The organism is Streptomyces sp. NPDC029169, assembly GCF_055563935.1.
On the sequence record NZ_JBVHXA010000001.1, the window covers coordinates 212152 to 228746 of the forward strand.

At 70.5% G+C, this 16595-nt stretch carries 9 protein-coding genes and 3 pseudogenes; 3 read left to right on the forward strand and 9 right to left on the reverse strand.

Annotated elements, in window-relative coordinates; translation table 11 throughout:
- Positions 1–90 precede the first annotated feature (90 nt).
- On the forward strand, positions 91–2499 hold the full coding sequence (locus tag ACZ4VI_RS00915; protein ID WP_467995410.1) for a SpoIIE family protein phosphatase: 2409 nt from the start codon (positions 91–93) through the stop codon (positions 2497–2499).
- 36 nt (positions 2500–2535) lie between these two features.
- Here the strand turns inward: ACZ4VI_RS00915 and ACZ4VI_RS00920 are convergent, their stop codons facing one another.
- Entirely contained in the window at positions 2536–3858 is a 1323-nt protein-coding gene (locus tag ACZ4VI_RS00920; protein WP_467996252.1) for an RICIN domain-containing protein, read from the reverse strand.
- Positions 3859–4046: 188 nt separating this feature from the next.
- On the opposite strand from ACZ4VI_RS00920, the pseudogene ACZ4VI_RS00925 reads away from it, so the two are divergent.
- Positions 4047–4768, forward strand: a pseudogene (locus tag ACZ4VI_RS00925) (FadR/GntR family transcriptional regulator).
- A gap of 204 nt (positions 4769–4972) precedes the next feature.
- Positions 4973–5272 carry a hypothetical protein gene (locus tag ACZ4VI_RS00930; RefSeq protein ID WP_467995411.1) on the forward strand — a complete coding sequence of 100 codons (300 nt, stop codon included), beginning with the start codon at positions 4973–4975 and terminating at the stop codon, positions 5270–5272.
- Positions 5273–5307: 35 nt separating this feature from the next.
- Here ACZ4VI_RS00930 and ACZ4VI_RS00935 read toward each other — a convergent pair whose 3' ends face one another.
- The 8 genes and pseudogenes from ACZ4VI_RS00935 to ACZ4VI_RS00970 form a co-directional block, all read right to left on the reverse strand.
- A complete protein-coding gene (locus ACZ4VI_RS00935; protein WP_467995412.1) occupies positions 5308–6024 on the reverse strand; it encodes a glycoside hydrolase family 12 protein in 717 nt (238 codons plus the stop codon).
- A 37-nt stretch (positions 6025–6061) separates the two neighbouring features.
- Positions 6062–8260: a glycosyl hydrolase family 95 catalytic domain-containing protein gene (locus ACZ4VI_RS00940; RefSeq protein WP_467995414.1), complete on the reverse strand. Its 2199-nt coding sequence runs from the start codon at positions 8258–8260 to the stop codon at positions 6062–6064.
- Complete coding sequence (locus ACZ4VI_RS00945; protein ID WP_467995416.1) at positions 8257–10224, reverse strand: beta-galactosidase; 1968 nt, start codon at positions 10222–10224, stop codon at positions 8257–8259. The genes ACZ4VI_RS00940 and ACZ4VI_RS00945 overlap by 4 nt, the downstream gene beginning before the upstream one ends.
- A 70-nt stretch (positions 10225–10294) precedes the next feature.
- Positions 10295–11221 carry a carbohydrate ABC transporter permease gene (locus tag ACZ4VI_RS00950; protein WP_467995417.1) on the reverse strand — a complete coding sequence of 309 codons (927 nt, stop codon included), beginning with the start codon at positions 11219–11221 and terminating at the stop codon, positions 10295–10297.
- Positions 11218–12263 (reverse strand): annotated as a pseudogene (locus ACZ4VI_RS00955) (ABC transporter permease). The gene ACZ4VI_RS00950 and the pseudogene ACZ4VI_RS00955 overlap by 4 nt, the downstream one beginning before the upstream one ends.
- A pseudogene (locus ACZ4VI_RS00960) lies at positions 12263–13812 on the reverse strand (type 2 periplasmic-binding domain-containing protein). The pseudogenes ACZ4VI_RS00955 and ACZ4VI_RS00960 overlap by 1 nt, the downstream one beginning before the upstream one ends.
- A 362-nt stretch (positions 13813–14174) precedes the next feature.
- Positions 14175–16316, reverse strand: coding sequence for a beta-galactosidase (locus ACZ4VI_RS00965; RefSeq protein WP_467995419.1), 2142 nt, complete (start codon positions 16314–16316; stop codon positions 14175–14177).
- Between the two features lie 147 nt (positions 16317–16463).
- Positions 16464–16595: an RICIN domain-containing protein gene (locus tag ACZ4VI_RS00970; protein WP_467995420.1), complete on the reverse strand. Its 132-nt coding sequence runs from the start codon at positions 16593–16595 to the stop codon at positions 16464–16466.

Below are 16595 nucleotides of genomic sequence, written 5' to 3' on the forward strand. Positions count from 1 at the left end.
CACTCGATACGAACCGTGACCGGGGGCGGCGTACCGGACGGAGCGGACCTAGGCTGGAAGCAGGTCCGGACGGAGGCGTGGCGCGTGGAGATGGCTGCCAAGCAGGATGCCCCGACTGCCGCTGTCGTGGTCGACCCGGACGGCATGGTGAGCGGCTGGAGCGAGGGCAGTCGGCTGCTGCTGGGCTGGACGGCGGAGGAGACCGTGGGGCGGCCCCTGACCGACCTGTTGGTCGATCGCCCACCCGACTTCCCCGAAAGCCATGGCATCGGCTCCGGCCTCACGGGAGTCGTCCCGCTGCGCCACCGGGACGGTTCCACGGTGGACGCCGTGCTGACGGCTCATCCGCTGCGCGGCGCGGACGGCCGTGCGCTGGGCCACGTGGTGACCGCCCAGCCGTGGGGACGCCGCCCCGTGATCGCCGACCGGGCCTTCGAGCAGTGTCCCTTCGCCCTGGGCGTCTACGACCCTGAGCTGCGGTTCCTGTGGGTCAACGCCTCCGCGTGCCGGGTGATGGCGCACTCCGAGGAGCAGGTGCTCGGTGAGAAGTACCGCGAGCTGTTCCCCGAACTGGACGACACGGCCTACACCGACCAGCTCTCCGAGGTGGCGAGGACGGGCGAACCCGCGCGTCTCATCACCGTCATCCGCCCGCTCGGCAAAAACTACGCCAATGCCTGGGCCACCAGCATGTGGCCCGTCCGGGATGCCGAGGGCAGGATCCGCGCGGTCGCCAACTGGGGTTTCGACATGAGCGCCGAGTACTGGGCCCGGCAGCGCCTGCTCATCCTCAACGAGGCCGGCGGCGGCATCGGCCGGACACTCGACGTGATCGGCACGGCTCAGGAACTGGCCAGGACCCCGGTGCCGGGATTCGCGGACCTGGTCACCGTGGATCTCTTCGACGAGGTGCTGCGCGGAGAGGAACCGCCCTCCGCGTCCGCGTTCACCCCCGGCGAGACCATCGCGCTCAGCCGTGCCGCCCGGCACAGCGCGAAGGAGGACACCGACCGGGCGCCCGGGCCCACGACGCCAGTCAGCCACACTCCCGGTTCCGTCGCCGCCCGCTGCATGGCCAGCGGAAAGTCCACGGTCGAGCTCGCCGCTGAGCCCGGCCAGGGCAGCGAATGGGCCTTCGGGCCCGGGCTCGCCGCCGACCCGGCCCACTGGCCACCGGGCAACCCGTTGATCGACGGGTCCATCGCCGCGGACGGGCTGACCGGCCGGATCACCGTGCCGCTCCGGGCGCGCGGCGCGCTGCTCGGCGTCGTCGCCTTCTCCCGCCGCGACCGGCCCGAGGCCTTCACCGCCGACGACCTGATCCTCGCCGAGGAGCTGACCGCCAAGGCGGCCGTCGCCATCGACAACGCCCGCCGGTACTCGCGCGAGCGCACGACCGCGCTGACCCTGCAACGCAGCCTGCTGCCGCAGGGGCTGCCGAACCAGGAGGCGGTCGAGGTGGCATCCCGCTACCTGCCCGGCGGTGCCGGCGCGGAAGTGGGCGGTGACTGGTTCGACGTCGTTCCGCTGTCCGGCGCCCGGGTCGCCCTGGTCGTCGGCGATGTCGTCGGCCACGGCCTGCACGCCTCGGCGAGCATGGGCCGGCTGCGCACGGCGGTCCGCACCCTCGCCGACGTCGACCTGCCGCCGGACGAGCTGCTGACCCACCTGGACGACCTGGTCCTCCACCTCGCCGGCGAGCGGCCCGTCGGCCACTTCCAGCCGACCGGCGAGTCCGGGGCCACCTGCCTGTACACCGTCTACGACCCCGTCTCCCGGCGCTTCACGCTGGCGAGCGCCGGCCATCCGCTGCCGCTGGTCATCTCCCCGGACGGCACCAGGACACCGGTACGCGCAGAGCCGGGCCCGCCGCTCGGCATCGGTGGGCTGCCCTTCGAGGCCACCGAGCTCGAGCTGCCCGAGGGCAGCCTGGTCGCTCTCTACACCAACGGAGTGGTGGAAAGCCGCGAGCGCGACGTCGACCAGAGGATCGCCGACTTGCAGCGGGCCCTCAACCACTCGGCCACCTCACTGGAGGCCTTGTGCGACACGGTGATGGACGCCATGCTCCCCGAACGCCGCACCGACGACGCCGCCCTGCTGCTCGCCCGCACTCACGCGCTGGATCCCCACCACGTCGCCGACTGGAACGTCGAGCCCGACCCCGCGCAGGTCCCGCGCGTCAGGAAGTTCGCCGTCGAACAGGTGGACGCCTGGGGCCTGGAGGAGTCGTCGTTCGTCACCGAACTGGTCGTCAGCGAGCTGGTCACCAACGCCATCAGGTACGGCGAGCCGCCGATCAGGCTGCGGCTGATTCGCGATGCTTCCCTGATCTGCGAGGTCTCCGACGCGAGCAACACCTCTCCGCACCTGCGCCGGGCCCGCCTCTTCGACGAGGGCGGCCGGGGCCTGTTGCTCGTCGCCCAGCTCACCCAAGGCTGGGGCACCCGCCACACGACCAACGGCAAGACGATCTGGTGCGCGCAGGCCCTGCCCTAAGCGGTCTCTGGGATCCGAGTGCAGGCGTCGGTGCCGTCACCAGCCTGTCGGCAAACCGGCGATGAACGAGGTGAGCCGGTCGGCGATGAGCCGGTCGTCATGGGCCGAGTAGCGCCAGTCGCAGCCGAGGAAGTCCAGGCCAGAGTCGTCGAGGAACCAGTAGCGGACCCCGCTGTCCCCGGCGTCGTTGCGCGCCTTGACCACCTGCTGGACATGGCCGGCGTACTGGCCGGCGCCGACTGCCACGATGGTCGTCCCGGCCCCGCAGACGTCGCCGGACACGTTCAACAGGGCGCGGTCGTAGAAGGTCCGGTACGTGACATCCGGCGAGCTTCCGCTGACGTTGCGCACCATGCCAAGGCCCGAATAGCCGTTGATCTGGTAGTCGGCATTCAGTTGCCGGGCGGTGAGGGCGCCGTAGCTCACATCGGAGTTGGTGTTCCGCTTGAGCTGATCCCAGGTGCAGGTGCGGGAGGTCGAGAGGTTGCCGTAGCCCACCGTGAGGGAGTCACCGATGAACTCGATCTGACGGCTGCGGGCGGCCGGTTTGCTCAGTACGGCACCGCCGGGCGCGGCGGCGAAGCCTCCGAACGTGCTGGTGTCCCCCGGGGTGTCGTTGCGCTTGACGAGCCGGACGGTATGGGTACGGTCCTGCAGGTCGTTGATCCAGTGTGTGGTGTTGCCGGGCGTCACGAGCGTGGCGACGGTGGCTCCGTCGACCTGGACGTCGTAGTCGGCGGCCGAGTCGTTGAGCACGATCCCCACGCCGGTGCCGCTGACGCGGCCCTCGAAGTACACACCGGGCCAGCTGTACTGCACCGCGTTTCCGGCGTCCTTGACCCGCCCCGCGGTGTGCACCTGCGCCGGCACGCCCGATGCGCGGACCAGTTGCCACTGCTGGTTGGCCCCGCCCCAGTCGGCGTACTGCACGACCTTGGCGCCGCCCGCGGTGGAGGCGTTCTGGACGTCGACGGCCTTGCCACTGTTGCGGTTGATCAGACGGACGTAACCGTCCGGCGAGTCGGCGAGCCGGAACTGCTGGTTGGCGCCGCCCGCATCGGACCACTGCACGATGTCCGCGTGGTCGGCGGCGGAGTAGCTGTAGACGTCCAGCACCTTGCCCGAGTGCTGCGCCTTCAGCCGGTAGTAGCCGCCACCCGAGTCGACGAACTGGAACCGCTGGTTGGCCCCGTCGTGGCGGGTCCACTGCTGGACGGCCGCCCCGTCGGCGGTGCTCGCGCCCGACACGTCGAGCGCCTTGCCACTACCCCGGTTGACCAGCACGTACCACACGTTCGTATCCACGGTGGCCGCCTGCGCCGTCCCAGCGGCACCGAGTCCGCCCAGTAACGCCGCCATCAAGGCGGTCACGGCAGCGAGCACCCCGGTACGCCTCCCGGCCGGGAAATGGCGTCTGTTGATCAGGTCGGACGACACGTGGAACTCCATGATCAGCATGTCCCGGACGACCTCTGGGACGATCTCCATACTCAGGGGCTGGTCAGGTCGGCCGTGCTCACGGGGCACGGTGGGGGGAGGGATGAGCGGTGTCTCTGACGGACAAGGCCATCGAGCAGCTCCGTGAGCTGATCCGGACCGGTGCCCTGCCGCCGGGCTCGAAGCTCCCACCGGAGCCGGACCTGGCCGCTCAGCTGGGACTGTCCCGCAACCTCGCCCGAGAAGCGGTCAAGGCCCTCGCCGTCGCGCGGATCCTGGAGGTCCGGCGGGGCGACGGCACGTATGTGACCAGCCTCCAGCCGAGCTTGCTGCTGGAGGGGCTCGGCGGCGCGGTGGAACTGCTCCAGGGCGACTCGGTCGCCCTGCAGGACCTCATGGAGGTACGGCGACTCTTGGAACCAGTCGCCACGGCGCTTGCCGCGACCCGGATCTCCGACGCCCAACTGGCCGAGGTGAAAAGTCACTTGGACGCCATGCGCGAGCCCGCGACGACATCGAACAGCTCAACGCCCACGACGCCGCCTTCCATCGCGCCGTCGTCTCGGCCACGGGCAACGAGACCCTCCTCACCCTCCTGGAAGGGATCTCCGGCCGCACTCTGCGCGCCCGCATCTGGCGCGGTCTGGTCGACGACAAGGCCGCGGGCCGCACCCTCGCCGAGCACGAGGCGATCTTCAACGCCCTGTCCACCCGTGACGCCGCCCTCAGCCAGGCCGCCGCGCTGCTCCACGTGAGCAACACGGAGCAGTGGCTGAGGGAACACCTGCGCTCCGGCGAACCCCTCCCCTTCGGGCCGACAGCACGGAAGTGACGGGCGGGCGCTGCCCGCCACGGCGCCCTGCAGCCAGGCGGTACATGGAATGACCACGATCGACGCACACCATCACCTGCGTCGTCGGCTGGACCGACCTCACCGCGCCCAGCGGTGAACTCCGGTCCGAGGGGGCCACCGGGCCCCGGTCAGTGCCACCGCGCCGCGACGGCCGCTCCTGCCCTGGACGAGGCTGAATCTCCCATGCATCTGGAGAACCTGAACGCGCTGCGCACGGTGTTCCCCGACGCCACGATCGTGTGGTGCCACCGCGACCCGGTCACCGCCGTGCCGTACTCCTGGCTGGGCTCCGATCCGGGCTCCGGCGCCCCGAAGCTCTACGCGGCCGTCGGCGCTCCGTGGACGGAGGCGGACGCGGCCCGGCTCCCCGCGGCCGTGGCCCCCCCACGGGCACCCGCAAGCACACCTACGACCCGAGCCGCGGACGTCGAGGCCGCCTTCGCGGACTACAACGCGCTGCGGGCCGAGGTCGACCGCGCCTGAGGAGGACGCGGACCGACCTCGGCCCTGTTGTCGGGTCAGCCGCCGCTGATGATCAGGTTGTTGGTGTTGAAGTTGAGTCCGCCGGACGACGAGGTGATCTCATAGCCGAACTGGACGTCGCCGATGGTCTCGTTGCCGGGCATCCAGCCCTTGGTGTACGCGATCCAGTTGAGGATCGGCTTGATGTCCACGGTGCCCGAGCTGGAGTCGGACGTCCGCAGGAACGAGAACACCTGGTTCGACCCGTTGGTGCCCTTGTAGACGTTCCAGTTGTGGCCGCCGAGCGTGACGTTGGCCTGCCAGCTACCGATCGGGCCGACGGCTCCGTTGTAGTTGACCCAGAGCATGATCTCGTACTGGTGGTCGGTGTCCCAGATGTCGTACGACGTGTTGTACGCGCCGGAGGACGGGACGCTGACGTTGTAGTTGCTGGTGAGCCGGCCGAGGGAGTCGATCGTCTTGTTGATCGTTTTCGTTGAGTTGGGGTAGGACTTGATGCCGCCGGTGTTGGGGTGGTTGGCCCAGACGCCCCAGCCGGTCCCGGAGTTGGCCCAGATGCACTGGCTGCCCGCGCCGGAGCCCCAGATGTTGTTGTAGAGCTTGTAGCCGTCCAGGCTGGTGCTGCCCCATCGGTCGCAGGAGTTCCAGACTGCTGCCGAAGCGGGGGCGGAGGCCAGGCCGACGGTGGCACCGAGAGCCATCGCCGGCGCCAGCACGGCCATGGTGATCTTGCGGATCGTGCTCTTGACCATGGTGTCCCTTCCATGGGTGGGGGGAAATGTGGGGGTGCTACCACGCCTCCATGCTGAGGACGTGGTCCTCTCCGGCGACGAGGTCGATCGACTCGGCGTCGCCGGAAGAAGTCCTGAGTTCGATACGGGCGGTGCGGGTCGGTTTCAAGACCGCCGTCGCCCCGTCGGGCGTCCAGGTCAGTTCGACCTCGGCGCCGAACCGCGTGCGTACGCCCGCGAGCCGGCCCGCCGGGAGGGACGGCGGCAGCGCCGGCAGGAGGACCAGTCGGTGGGGGGTCGACTGGAGAAGCATCTCGATCAGTACGGCGGGCAGGGTGTGCGCGGCGTCGGCGTTGTAGACGTGGCGGTTCGGGTAGTGGGCGCTCATCAGGGAGGCGTGGAAGAAGTCGCCGTCCAGGACCTGGCCGAGGGCGTGGGCGACGCGTTCGGCGTCCCTGAGCCGGGCCGCGATGAGCGCGTGGTGCAGGTGGCCGTGCGCGGAGTCGTTCTCGGCGCCGCGCAGTTCGAGGGCGCGGTGGGCGGCGGCCGCCAGGTCGGGCGTGTCGTAGGGGGTGATCTCCTCGAGCGGCCAGACGCCGTACAGGTGGCTGAGGTGGCGGTGGTCGTAGGAGTCCGCCAGGCCCGGCCACGCCCATTCGGCCAGGGCCCCGTCCTCGTTGATCCGGTGCGCCGGGAGCCGGTCGGCGAGGGCGCGCCAGCGGTCGGCGTCCGGGGTGTCCGGGTGGTAGTCGGCCGCGGTGCGCAGGGCGTGGCGGGCCGCCGAGAGGTCCATGGCGGCGTTGACCGCGCCCCAGCTCGCGTTCGCCGGGCGGTTCTCCGGTGAGTAGGAGGGGACGACGACCAGGTTGCCCTCGCTGTCGGTGCGGGTGAGGAAGTCCTCGTAGAACAGGGCGACTTCGGCGAGGGCGGCGGCGGTGCGCGGGTCGCGGGTTCCCTGGGTCTCGTCGTGGTCGACGAGCGGCTTGAGCAGCCAGTCGGCGCCCGCCGTCCACAGGTGCAGGGGGTACTCGCGGCTGAAGTGGTACGAGTGGCCGGACTCGCCGTCGGTGTGGGCGGGAGCGACCACGCCCCGGGTGCCGAAGACCGCGCGCGCGTTGTCGCGCCAGTCGGGCAGCTGGCGTTGGATCAGCGCGGCGTGGGCCGCGGTGACCTCGGGCAGGTCGGCGGCCGCGGCGGAGGCGGTCTGGAGGTTGAGGTTGGCGTCGTTGGTGAACGCCCCCGACCAGGCCGTGTTCCAGTCGCCGGTCCACAGGCCGGTCAGGCGGGGCGGGAAGAGGCCGGCGGCAGACAGCAGGTGGTAGCGGCCGGCCGCGAACAGCCGCTCCAGCAGGGCGGCGCCACGCGGGCGCTTCAGCAACTCGGATCCGGGCAGCGCTCGTTCGGCCGGGGCGGCGGCGAGGTCGAGGGTGACGCGCTCGTAGGCGGTGCGGTGGAGGGCGACGTGGCGCTCGAGGAGCTCCTCGTACTCCGTCGGCAGGTCGCGCAGGGCCCGGCCTTCCGCGGTCACGTCGAGTTCGCCCGTGTGCCGGCGGACCCGGGTGATGAGCAGTACGGACCGGGCTCCCTCGATGTGCGCGCCCGGCGGGGCGAGGGCCGTCGTACCGCCGGTGACGGCGATCAGCGTGACGCCGGTGAAGGCACGGTCGCCTTCGGGGTAGCGGGCGCGCAGGCTCAGCAGTGCGCCCTCGGGGGTGAGGACCGCTCCGTGGCCGACTCCCAGTCCGAGAGGGGCGCCGGGAAGGCCGTGGTCCAGGGAGATGTCGAGGGTGCGGCCGGGTGCCGTGACGTGCTGGACGATCACGTCGTCGGCGCGGGAGACGAAGACCTGGCTGGTCGAGCCGTCGTTCTCCGCCCGGACGACGCCCGTGGCGAAGTCGACGGACCGGCGGTAGCCGTGCCCCTCGCCGGACGGCCGGTGCAGCCGGATCTGGAAGGCGGGGTGGAAGGGCCGCACCCACTGGAGCGGGCGGCCGTCGGTGAAGCTCTCCGCGGCGGTGCGGTCGCCGGCCAGGAGGCGGTCCTGGAGGGCGGGGAGTTCGGCGGCGAGCCGCGGGGGCCGGGTGTCGCTGTCGTTGGGGCGCACCAGGGTGTGATGCGTGACGATGACACGTTCGTCGTTCGGGTCACCGAACACCAGGGTGCCGTGGTGGCCGTTGCCGCTGAGGAAGGCGTCCTCCCAGCGGGCGGCCGGGTGCGGCTCCCAGGTGCCGTGGACGGGCCCGTTGATCGCGGTCACGGCCGGAGCACCGCCACGTCGTAGCGGCCGAGGGTGACCCGGTCCGTGACGGCCGCCCCCGTGAGCAGGTCGTGGTGGGTCCCGGGCACCTCCACGGTCACCGGCTCGCGGCCGTGGTTCAGCACGAACAGGACCTCGCCCCGGCGTACCGCCTCGACGTGCTCCGGGAGGCCGTCGAGCACCGGCCGGACGCCCGCGCCGGCGGCGATCCGGGCCAGCAGGTCGCGCAGCTCCTCCGGCTCCGGGAGCGTGGAGACGTACCAGGCCCGCTCCTTTCGCAGGACGGCGGGCAGTCCGTCGAGTTCGCCGCCCTTGTACGGGAGGGTTTCGTCGGCGGTGCCGTCGGCCTCCAGTTCCTCGGACCACAGGGTTCCCGGGAAGCCCTCGCAGGCGATGGTCTCCCCCGCGTCCAGCGGCCACCACTCGTGCAGGGTGCGAATGCCGAACAACTCGCGCAGCCGGGCGTCCATGCCGCCGGGGCGCACCCGGTCGTCCTCGTCGGCGACGCCGGTGAGGAAGCCGCAGACGAGGGTGCCGCCCTGGCGGACGTACGCGAGGAGGTTCCCGATCGCCGCATCGTCAAGCAGGTACAGCTGCGGTACGACGACGAGTCGGTACGCGGACAGGTCGTGCTCGGGGTGGGCGAAGTCGGTCGTGAGGTGGGCCTGCCACAGGGCACGGTGCCAGGCCTTGAGGATGTCCGCGTGGTCGACCTGCTGGGACAGGCGGCCGTCCTGGGCTCCGGCCCACCAGGCGTGCCAGTCGTGCAGGACGGCGACGTCGGCGGTGCCGTGCCGGCCCGAGATCTCCGGGGCGATCCGCGCGAGGTCCGCGCCGAGCTGCTTGACCTCCTGGTACGTACGGCCCTCCTCCCCGGCGTGGCTGACCATGCCGGAGTGGAACTTCTCCGCGCCCTGCCGGGACTGCCGCCACTGGAAGTAGCAGACGGCGTCGGCGCCCCGGGCCACGGCCTGCAGGGACCAGAGCCGGTTGAGGCCCCGGGGCTTGGGGTGGTTCACGCCCCGCCAGTTGACGGGCCCGGCCGCCTGCTCCATGAGCATCCACGGCCCGCGCGCCTGGGAGCGGGTCATGTCCTGGACGAGGGCGCCGCTCTGGGCGCCCAGCGGGTCGCGCGGATCCGGGTAGATGTCGACGGAGACGACGTCCTCCTCCTGGGCCCAGCGCCAGGCGTCCTGGCCGATCCACAGCGGCATGAAGTTGCTGGTGACCGGCAGGTGCGGGGTGTGGCGGCGGACGATGTCCCGCTCGGCAACGTAGCACTCCAGGAGCATGTCGGAGGTGAAGCGCCGGAAGTCCAGGACCTGGGTGGGATTGCGCATGTAGTGGGGCAGGCGGGGCGGCAGGATGCCGTCCCAGGTGTCGTAGCCCTGGCTCCAGAAGGCGGTGCCCCAGGCCTCGTTGAGGGCGCCGAGGGTGCCGTACTTCTCGCGCAGCCAGCGGCGGAAGGCGGCCGCGGCCTCGTCGCCGTAGTCGAAGGTGCAGTACTCGTTGTTGATGTGCCACATCGTCAGGGCCGGGTGGCCGCCGTAGCGGGCGGCGAGGTCCTCGGTGATGGCGGCGGCGTATCGCCGGTAGGTGGCGCTGGAGTGCGAGAAGTGCTGCCGGCCGCCCCACCACTCGGTGCGGCCGTCCTCGGTGACGGGCAGGGTGTCGGGGTGCAGCCGGCCCATCCAGGGCGGGGGCGAGGAGGTCGGGGTGGCGAGGACGACGCCGATGCCGTTCTCGTGCATCAGGTCCATCAGCTGGTCCAGCCAGCCGAAGTTGCGCTCCCCCGGCCGGGGTTCGAGCTTCGCCCAGGAGAAGACACCGAGGGTGACCGAGTTGACCCCGGCCGCCTTCATCAGCCGTACGTCCTCGTGCCAGGTCTCCTCGGGCCACTGCTCCGGGTTGTAGTCGCCGCCGAAGAGCAGACGGCCTCGTGTCGCGTCACTCAGATCAGGCATCAGACGTACCTCGGTCTTCGGCAAGAGGGGGAGTGGAGAACCTAAAGGGCGCGGGGCTGTACGGCGCCATTCAGCCCTTGATCGCCCCCGTGAGCATGCCCTTCTTGAAGTGCCGCTGGACGAAGGGGGAGGCAACGGCGACGGGGATCAGCGCAAGGACCATGACGGCCATCTGCAGTCCCAGCGGGGAGAGTTCACCGGTGCGGACCGCCTGCTGGAGGCCGGTCGGCGCCTCGGTGTTCTTCTGGACCAGTTGGATGAGCAGGTTCTGCAGCGGCATCATCTGCTGGTCGGAGAGGTAGATAGAGGCGTTGAACCAGGCACTCCAGTAGCCGACCGCGTAGAACAGCGAGATGACGGCAAGCACCGCCCGCGACAGCGGCATGATGATGGTCAGCAGGATGCGCAGGTCACTGGCCCCGTCGATGCGGGCGGACTCCGTGAGTTCGGGCGAGATCCCCATGAAGAAGGCCCGCAGGACGAGGATGTTGAAGATGCTGACCGCGCTCGGCAGGATCAGCGACAGGTAGGTGTCGGTGAGGCCCAGGGACTGCACCAGAAGGTACGTCGGGATGAGCCCGGCCCCGAAGAACATGGTCGCCAGCATGACCATCAGGAAGAACCGATGGCCCAGAGACCCCGGGCGTGACAGGCCGTAGGCCCCCAGTACCGACACCGCCATCGAGAACAGCGTGCCGAAGAGCGTGACACCGACCGAGACCATGATCGCCCGGCTGACCTGGCCACCGCTGAGCAGTTCGGTGTAGTTGATGAAGGTGATGCCCTGAGGGATCACGACGAGGCCGCCGGCCTGGTCGATCGCCGGTTTGGGAGAGAGGCTGGTGACGATCACGATCCACAGCGGACCGAGCACCCCCAGGCAGCAGAGCAGCAGGAAGCCGCTCTTGGCGGTGAGCCCGGCCTTGCTCGGCGGCTCCTCCCACACGGGGCGGGCGGGAGCCTTGAGGCTGCGGATGAGCTGCGTGTTGAGGCTCACTTCTTGTACACCCCCTGCTCGCCCAGCAGGTGCGCGAACTTGTTCGCGCCCAGGACGAGACCGACTGCGATGACTCCCTTGGCCAGGCCTACCGCGGCCGCGTAGCTGAAGTCGCCGTTCTGGATACCCATGCTCCACACGTACGTGTCGAGAACCTCGCTGGCCCCCGCGCCGACCGCGTCCCGCTGGAGCAGGTACTGCTCGAATCCGACGCTCAGCGCGTCGCCCACCCGCAGCACGAGGAGCAGTGCGATCACCGGGCGCAGCGCGGGCAGCGTCACATGCCACATGCGGCGCCAGCGTCCCGCGCCGTCCATGGCGGCGGCCTCGTACAGGTCGGTACTGACGGCGGACAGGGCCGCGAGGAAGACGATGATCCCCCAGCCGGCGTCCTTCCACACGGCCTGCGCGGTGACCAGGAACTTGAACAGGTCAGCGTCGGTCATCAGGTCGAAGCCGCTCCACCCGTGGTCCTGGAGGGTCTGGGCGATGATGCCCGCGCCGCCGAGGATCTGCTGGAACACGGTGACCACGAGGACCCACGAGAAGAAATGCGCAGATACATGATCGCCTGCGCCACGGCCCGCACCCGGGGCCGGATCACGCTGTTGATGACCAGCGCGAGGGCGATGGGGACCGGGAAGAACAGCACCAGTTGGAGCACGAACAGGACAAGGGTGTTCTGCGTCGCGTCCCAGAACAGCGGGTCCTCGAACATCCGCGAGAACTGCTCGACGCCGACCCAGGGGCTCTGGAAGATCGCCGTGATGCCGTTGCCGGCCGCGTACGGGTCGTAGTCCTGGAAGGCGACGACGTTGCCGAACAACGGGACGTAGTTGAAGAGGAGGAGCAGGGCGATCACGGGCAGGGTCATCAAGATGAGCGCGCGGTCACGGCGCAGCCGGATCCGCCAGGGAACCTTGCCGGCCTTGCTCTTCTTGCTCGGCGCCCGCACCTGCGCGGCGGCGACCGGGGCCGTCGATTCCTCGACGGCCGCGGGGGGACGAGTCCCGCCGGGCCTGCTCCCGGCCGTGAGTGACATCAGTTGCCGCTGCCGTTCTTGTCGAGGAGCTCCTTGTACCAGTCACGCAGCTTGTCGCCGCCGGAGGACTTCCAGGTGGAGATGGCGGCCTGCACGTCGGACAGGCTCTTGTGGCCCCGCACGTAGTCCTTCTGCAACTGCTCGAACGGGGTGTGGAGGTTGGCGTAGCGGCTCGGCTCCACGATGTTCATGCCGTACGTGGACGTCTTCTTCACGAAGGCACCCATCCGCTGCTGCCACTCGACCTGCTTGCGGGCGACCTCGGGGAGGTCGGGGTGGGCGAGGTAGGGAGCCGGGGCCGCCAGCATCCCCCAGGCGTTGATCACCTCGGAGTTGCCCTGGTCGGTCTTGGCCGGGACGCCGTCCTTGACCGTGTAGTGGGTGCCCTCGACGCCGTAGTCGACGAGCATCCGCTCCCTGGTGCCGTAGGGCGCCGCCGCGAAGTCGGCGGCGGCCAGCGCGTTCTCGACCGTCTCCTTCGAGGCGCCCTTGCGGATCACCGACCAGATGTTGGCGGGCTGGGACGCGTACAGCGTCGGGTTGCCGCCGTCGGCGCCGAAGATGTCCATGGCGTCCATCTGGAAGCCCGGGTTGCTCTGGGCCTGTTCGGCGGACTTGACGTACCAGGCGGACATGTCGCTGTTGAAGACCAGGACCTGTCCGGCGGTGAAGCGCTGGGTCACGTCGCCGGAGCCCGCCTTGTCATCGGGATGGACCACGCCGGCATCGAAGAGCTTGCGGGTCCACTCCAGGTCTTCGAGGTATTGGGGCAGCTCGATGCTGTGCCTCAACTTGCCGTCGTCCCCGATGTTCCAGCCGAGTGTCCCGGACGGCGTACCGCCGAAGAAGGATCCCGAGATCCAGGACAGGTCACCGCAGGCCCACACCCTAGCCTTGGCGCTGGTGGCCTCCTTGGCCCAGCTGAGGAATTCGGCGGGCGACTTGGGTACGGAGTAGCCCTTCTTGTCGAAGATGTCCTTGCGGTAGTAGGGCACGATGAAGGACGAGGGGGCCGCGGGCATCGGAATGCCGCGCAGCGCGCCGCCGAAGATGCTCATGCGCCAGGAGTCGGTCGGTATCGCGGCCAGGTTCGGGTACTTCGGACGGCGCCGAGCTTCTCGCCGTAGGCGTTGCCGTTCTGGTTCTGCCAGGTGACCTTGGTGCCCGCCGCGGCGTCGAGCGCCGTGTAGTAGGCGCACCCGGGCTTCGGCAGGGCTCCCCACAACGGGGACATGACCTTGAAGGGAGCGCCGGTGCCGAGCTTGGCCGGAACCGAGACGGCGAGGGCCGCGAGGTCGACCTTGCCGGTGTAGCCGTCCGATGAACCGTTCTTCGACGGAAGGTCCGGCTTGGCGGCCGTGCTGGCGACGTAGGTCGGGAGCAGTTTGTCGGCGGCCTTGCGAGACGTGGTGCCCTCTCGCGACCCGCTGTCCGAACCGCCGCAGGCGGCGAGCAGCGGGATTCCCCCGGCCACCGCTGCGGTGGCGACCGCCGTGGAGGCGAGAAAGCTTCTCCGGCTCGGTCCGGAGGAGGCGGCATTCGGCGTCATTGCGTCAACCCTTCGTGGCGCACCTGGACACCCGGGCGGTGGGCCGTCGGGTGCGGTGTCGTGACTGGAACTGGCTGAGCTGAGCTGAGCTGAGCTGAAGCAGACATCCACCTACTGCGGCGCGATGCCAGTCGAAGCGCTTCGATGTTGCTGTGAGGTTAAGTGAACACCCATGGGCACACAAGGGTCGCTTCCAAGATTCCTCCGAGGCCTGGAGGGGTCTCTCCCGCATGCCCTGGTAGGTGCAAAGTGCTGATCTCTTGGCATTCGCTCTGGCATCTGATGAGCATCGAAGCGCTTCGAAATCTCATCGCTCCGCCCCAGGGAGATCCCATGTATCTGAGGAGGTCCAGCCACCGCTGTCATCGGTCCTGTGCGGCGGACCCCGGTGCGGCGGCGAGGACGCGGACGTCCCAGGCACCGAGCCGCACGAGCGTACCGGCGGGGACCACGCTGCCGTCCAGGGCGTCGGTCAGGTCCACCGGGGCATGGGCGGTGGCCGGCTGCCAGCTCCAGTTGTGGACGACATGGACGCGCCGGCCGTCGGGGGCGGTGCCGGTCGAGACCGTGACCGAGCGGGGCAGATCCCGCCAGCCGCTGCGCGGGGCGGGCGCGAGCCACGCGGCGAGCGCGCGGGCCAGATCGCGGCCGGGCACGGTGCCCACGCACGTGACGCTGCCCGCGCCGTGGCGGCGGGTGGTGACGGCGGGCCAGCGCCCGAAGTGCGGGTGGTCATACTCGGCCAGGATCTCGGCGTCCTCGACGGCCAGGCCCTCCACCCAACGGGTGGCCACCGCGTCGCCGGGCAGCTGGAGCGGGCTGTCCGGTGCGGTGCGCAGCGGCAGGTCGGCGTCCAGGTTGCTGAACTCGTCGTACCGGACGCCCGCGGCCCGAACCATCCGCGCCGGTGTCGCCTCGTGGCGTGCCCGCGCCTCATGGTCGCCGTAGCCGGTGCGGGGACCGAGGACGAGGTGGCCGCCCGCCTCCGCGTAGGCGCCGAGCCAGTCGAGCATCCCGTCGTCCGCCACGTACAGCCCCGGCGCGATGAGCACGGGGTGCAGCTCGGCCGCCGACTCCGGTGCCGCTCCTTGGCGTTCGCCGCGCGGGTCGTGCAACTGGCGGGCGTGCAGGATCCGTACCTGGCGCCCCGCCTCGAACGCGCCCCGGTAGAACGGCTCGAAGATCCCCTCGTACGCATACGCGTCCGGACCGCCGTCGGGGCCGGCGAGCGGCGGGTGCTTGCGCATCAGCCACTTGCTCGGCGCCGAGTACACCATGGCGATGTCCGCGTCCGGTGCGATCCCGGCGACCAGGTCACCGGCCTGCTCGAACTCGGCGCCCAGTCGGGCGAGTTCGCGGTACGCGCGCCCCGGTCGTCCGCTGTGCGGCAGGACCCCGCCCCAGTACGTCTCGGTGCCGAAGTGCAGCGTGTGCCAGTGCCAGTACTCGATCATGCGGGCCCCGCGCGCGACCAGCGCCCACGCGGCCTGCCGCCACTGCCCGTCGAAGGCGGGCCGGTTGTCGGAACTGCCGCCGACTGCCTGGGCGTTGGTCTCCGTGATCAGGAACGGCTCCTGGCGCGAGGAGTAGATCCGGTCGGCGCTGTGGTGCAGCGCCCACGCCCCGTACGCCATCCACTGGTGCGGCAGCTTCTCGCGCGGCGGCTCGGGCATCGTGAGGCTGTCCTGCATGTCGTAGTACGGGTTGCCCGCGGTGATGTCCAGGCTGTCGGTGAGCTCGTCGTCCTCCAGGCCCGGGGAGCCGCAGGCGAGGCATGTGGTGACGAACTGGCCGGGCCTCGCGTACTCGCGCACGATGCCGGCCTGCCAGGCGATGAACTCGGTGGTCTGGCGCGCCTGGAACGCCTGCCAGGCCAGCTCGTACTGCGGCTGCGCGTTGCCCTCGGGGGTCCACAGGTCGGCCCAGGTGGACAGCCGGTGCGACCAGTACACAAGACCCCACTCGCGGTTGAGGGTCTCCACATCGCCGTACCGCTGCCGCAGGTCGTCCACGAACCGCTGGAAGACACCGTGGTTGTGCGGCAGTCGCGGGCCGGGCTCGTTGTCTACCTGGAAGCCGATGACCGCGGGGTGGGCGGCGTAACGGGCGGCGATCGCGCGGATCACCCGCTCCGCGTGGAAACGGAAGGCCGGGTGCGTGAAGTCGACCTCCTGCCGGGCGCCCCACGCGGCGCGGCGCCCGGTGGCGTCCTCGGCGGCGATCTCCGGGTACTGCCGGGCCAGCCACGGCGGCACCGCGTAGGTGGGAGTGCCGAGGACGACGGAGATGCCGCGCTCGTGGGCGCCGTCGAGGACGGGTTGCAGCCAGTCGAGTTCGAACCGGCCGTTCTCCGGTTCCCAGGTGGACCAGACCGACTCGCCGACGCGGATGACGGTGAACTTCGCCTCCGCCATCAGATCGAGGTCGGTCTCGAGCCGCTCGTACGGCTGGTACTCGTGGTAGTAGGCGGCGCCGAACAGGACGCGCGCGGGCAGATCAGTCATGCGAAGCCCCTCCAGTGACGTTGGGGTCACGGCCGCCGGGATCCGGTCCTGGACTCCGGCGGCCGGGACGGGGAGGTGGTGGGTGTCGGAGGTCGAGCCGGTCACGGAGTCGCGGGCGAGGGGCGTGCCAATGGCACGCCGGGGCGCTCAGCCGGTCTTGGCCATGTTCCAGTTCTGCGCGGGGCCGCCGTTGGCGGACCACTGGATGACCGGGTTTCCGTCCCCGCTCGCGTAGGCGCACGGGCGAGGCCCCGCGCTGTGCGGCGCAGGGACTCGCAT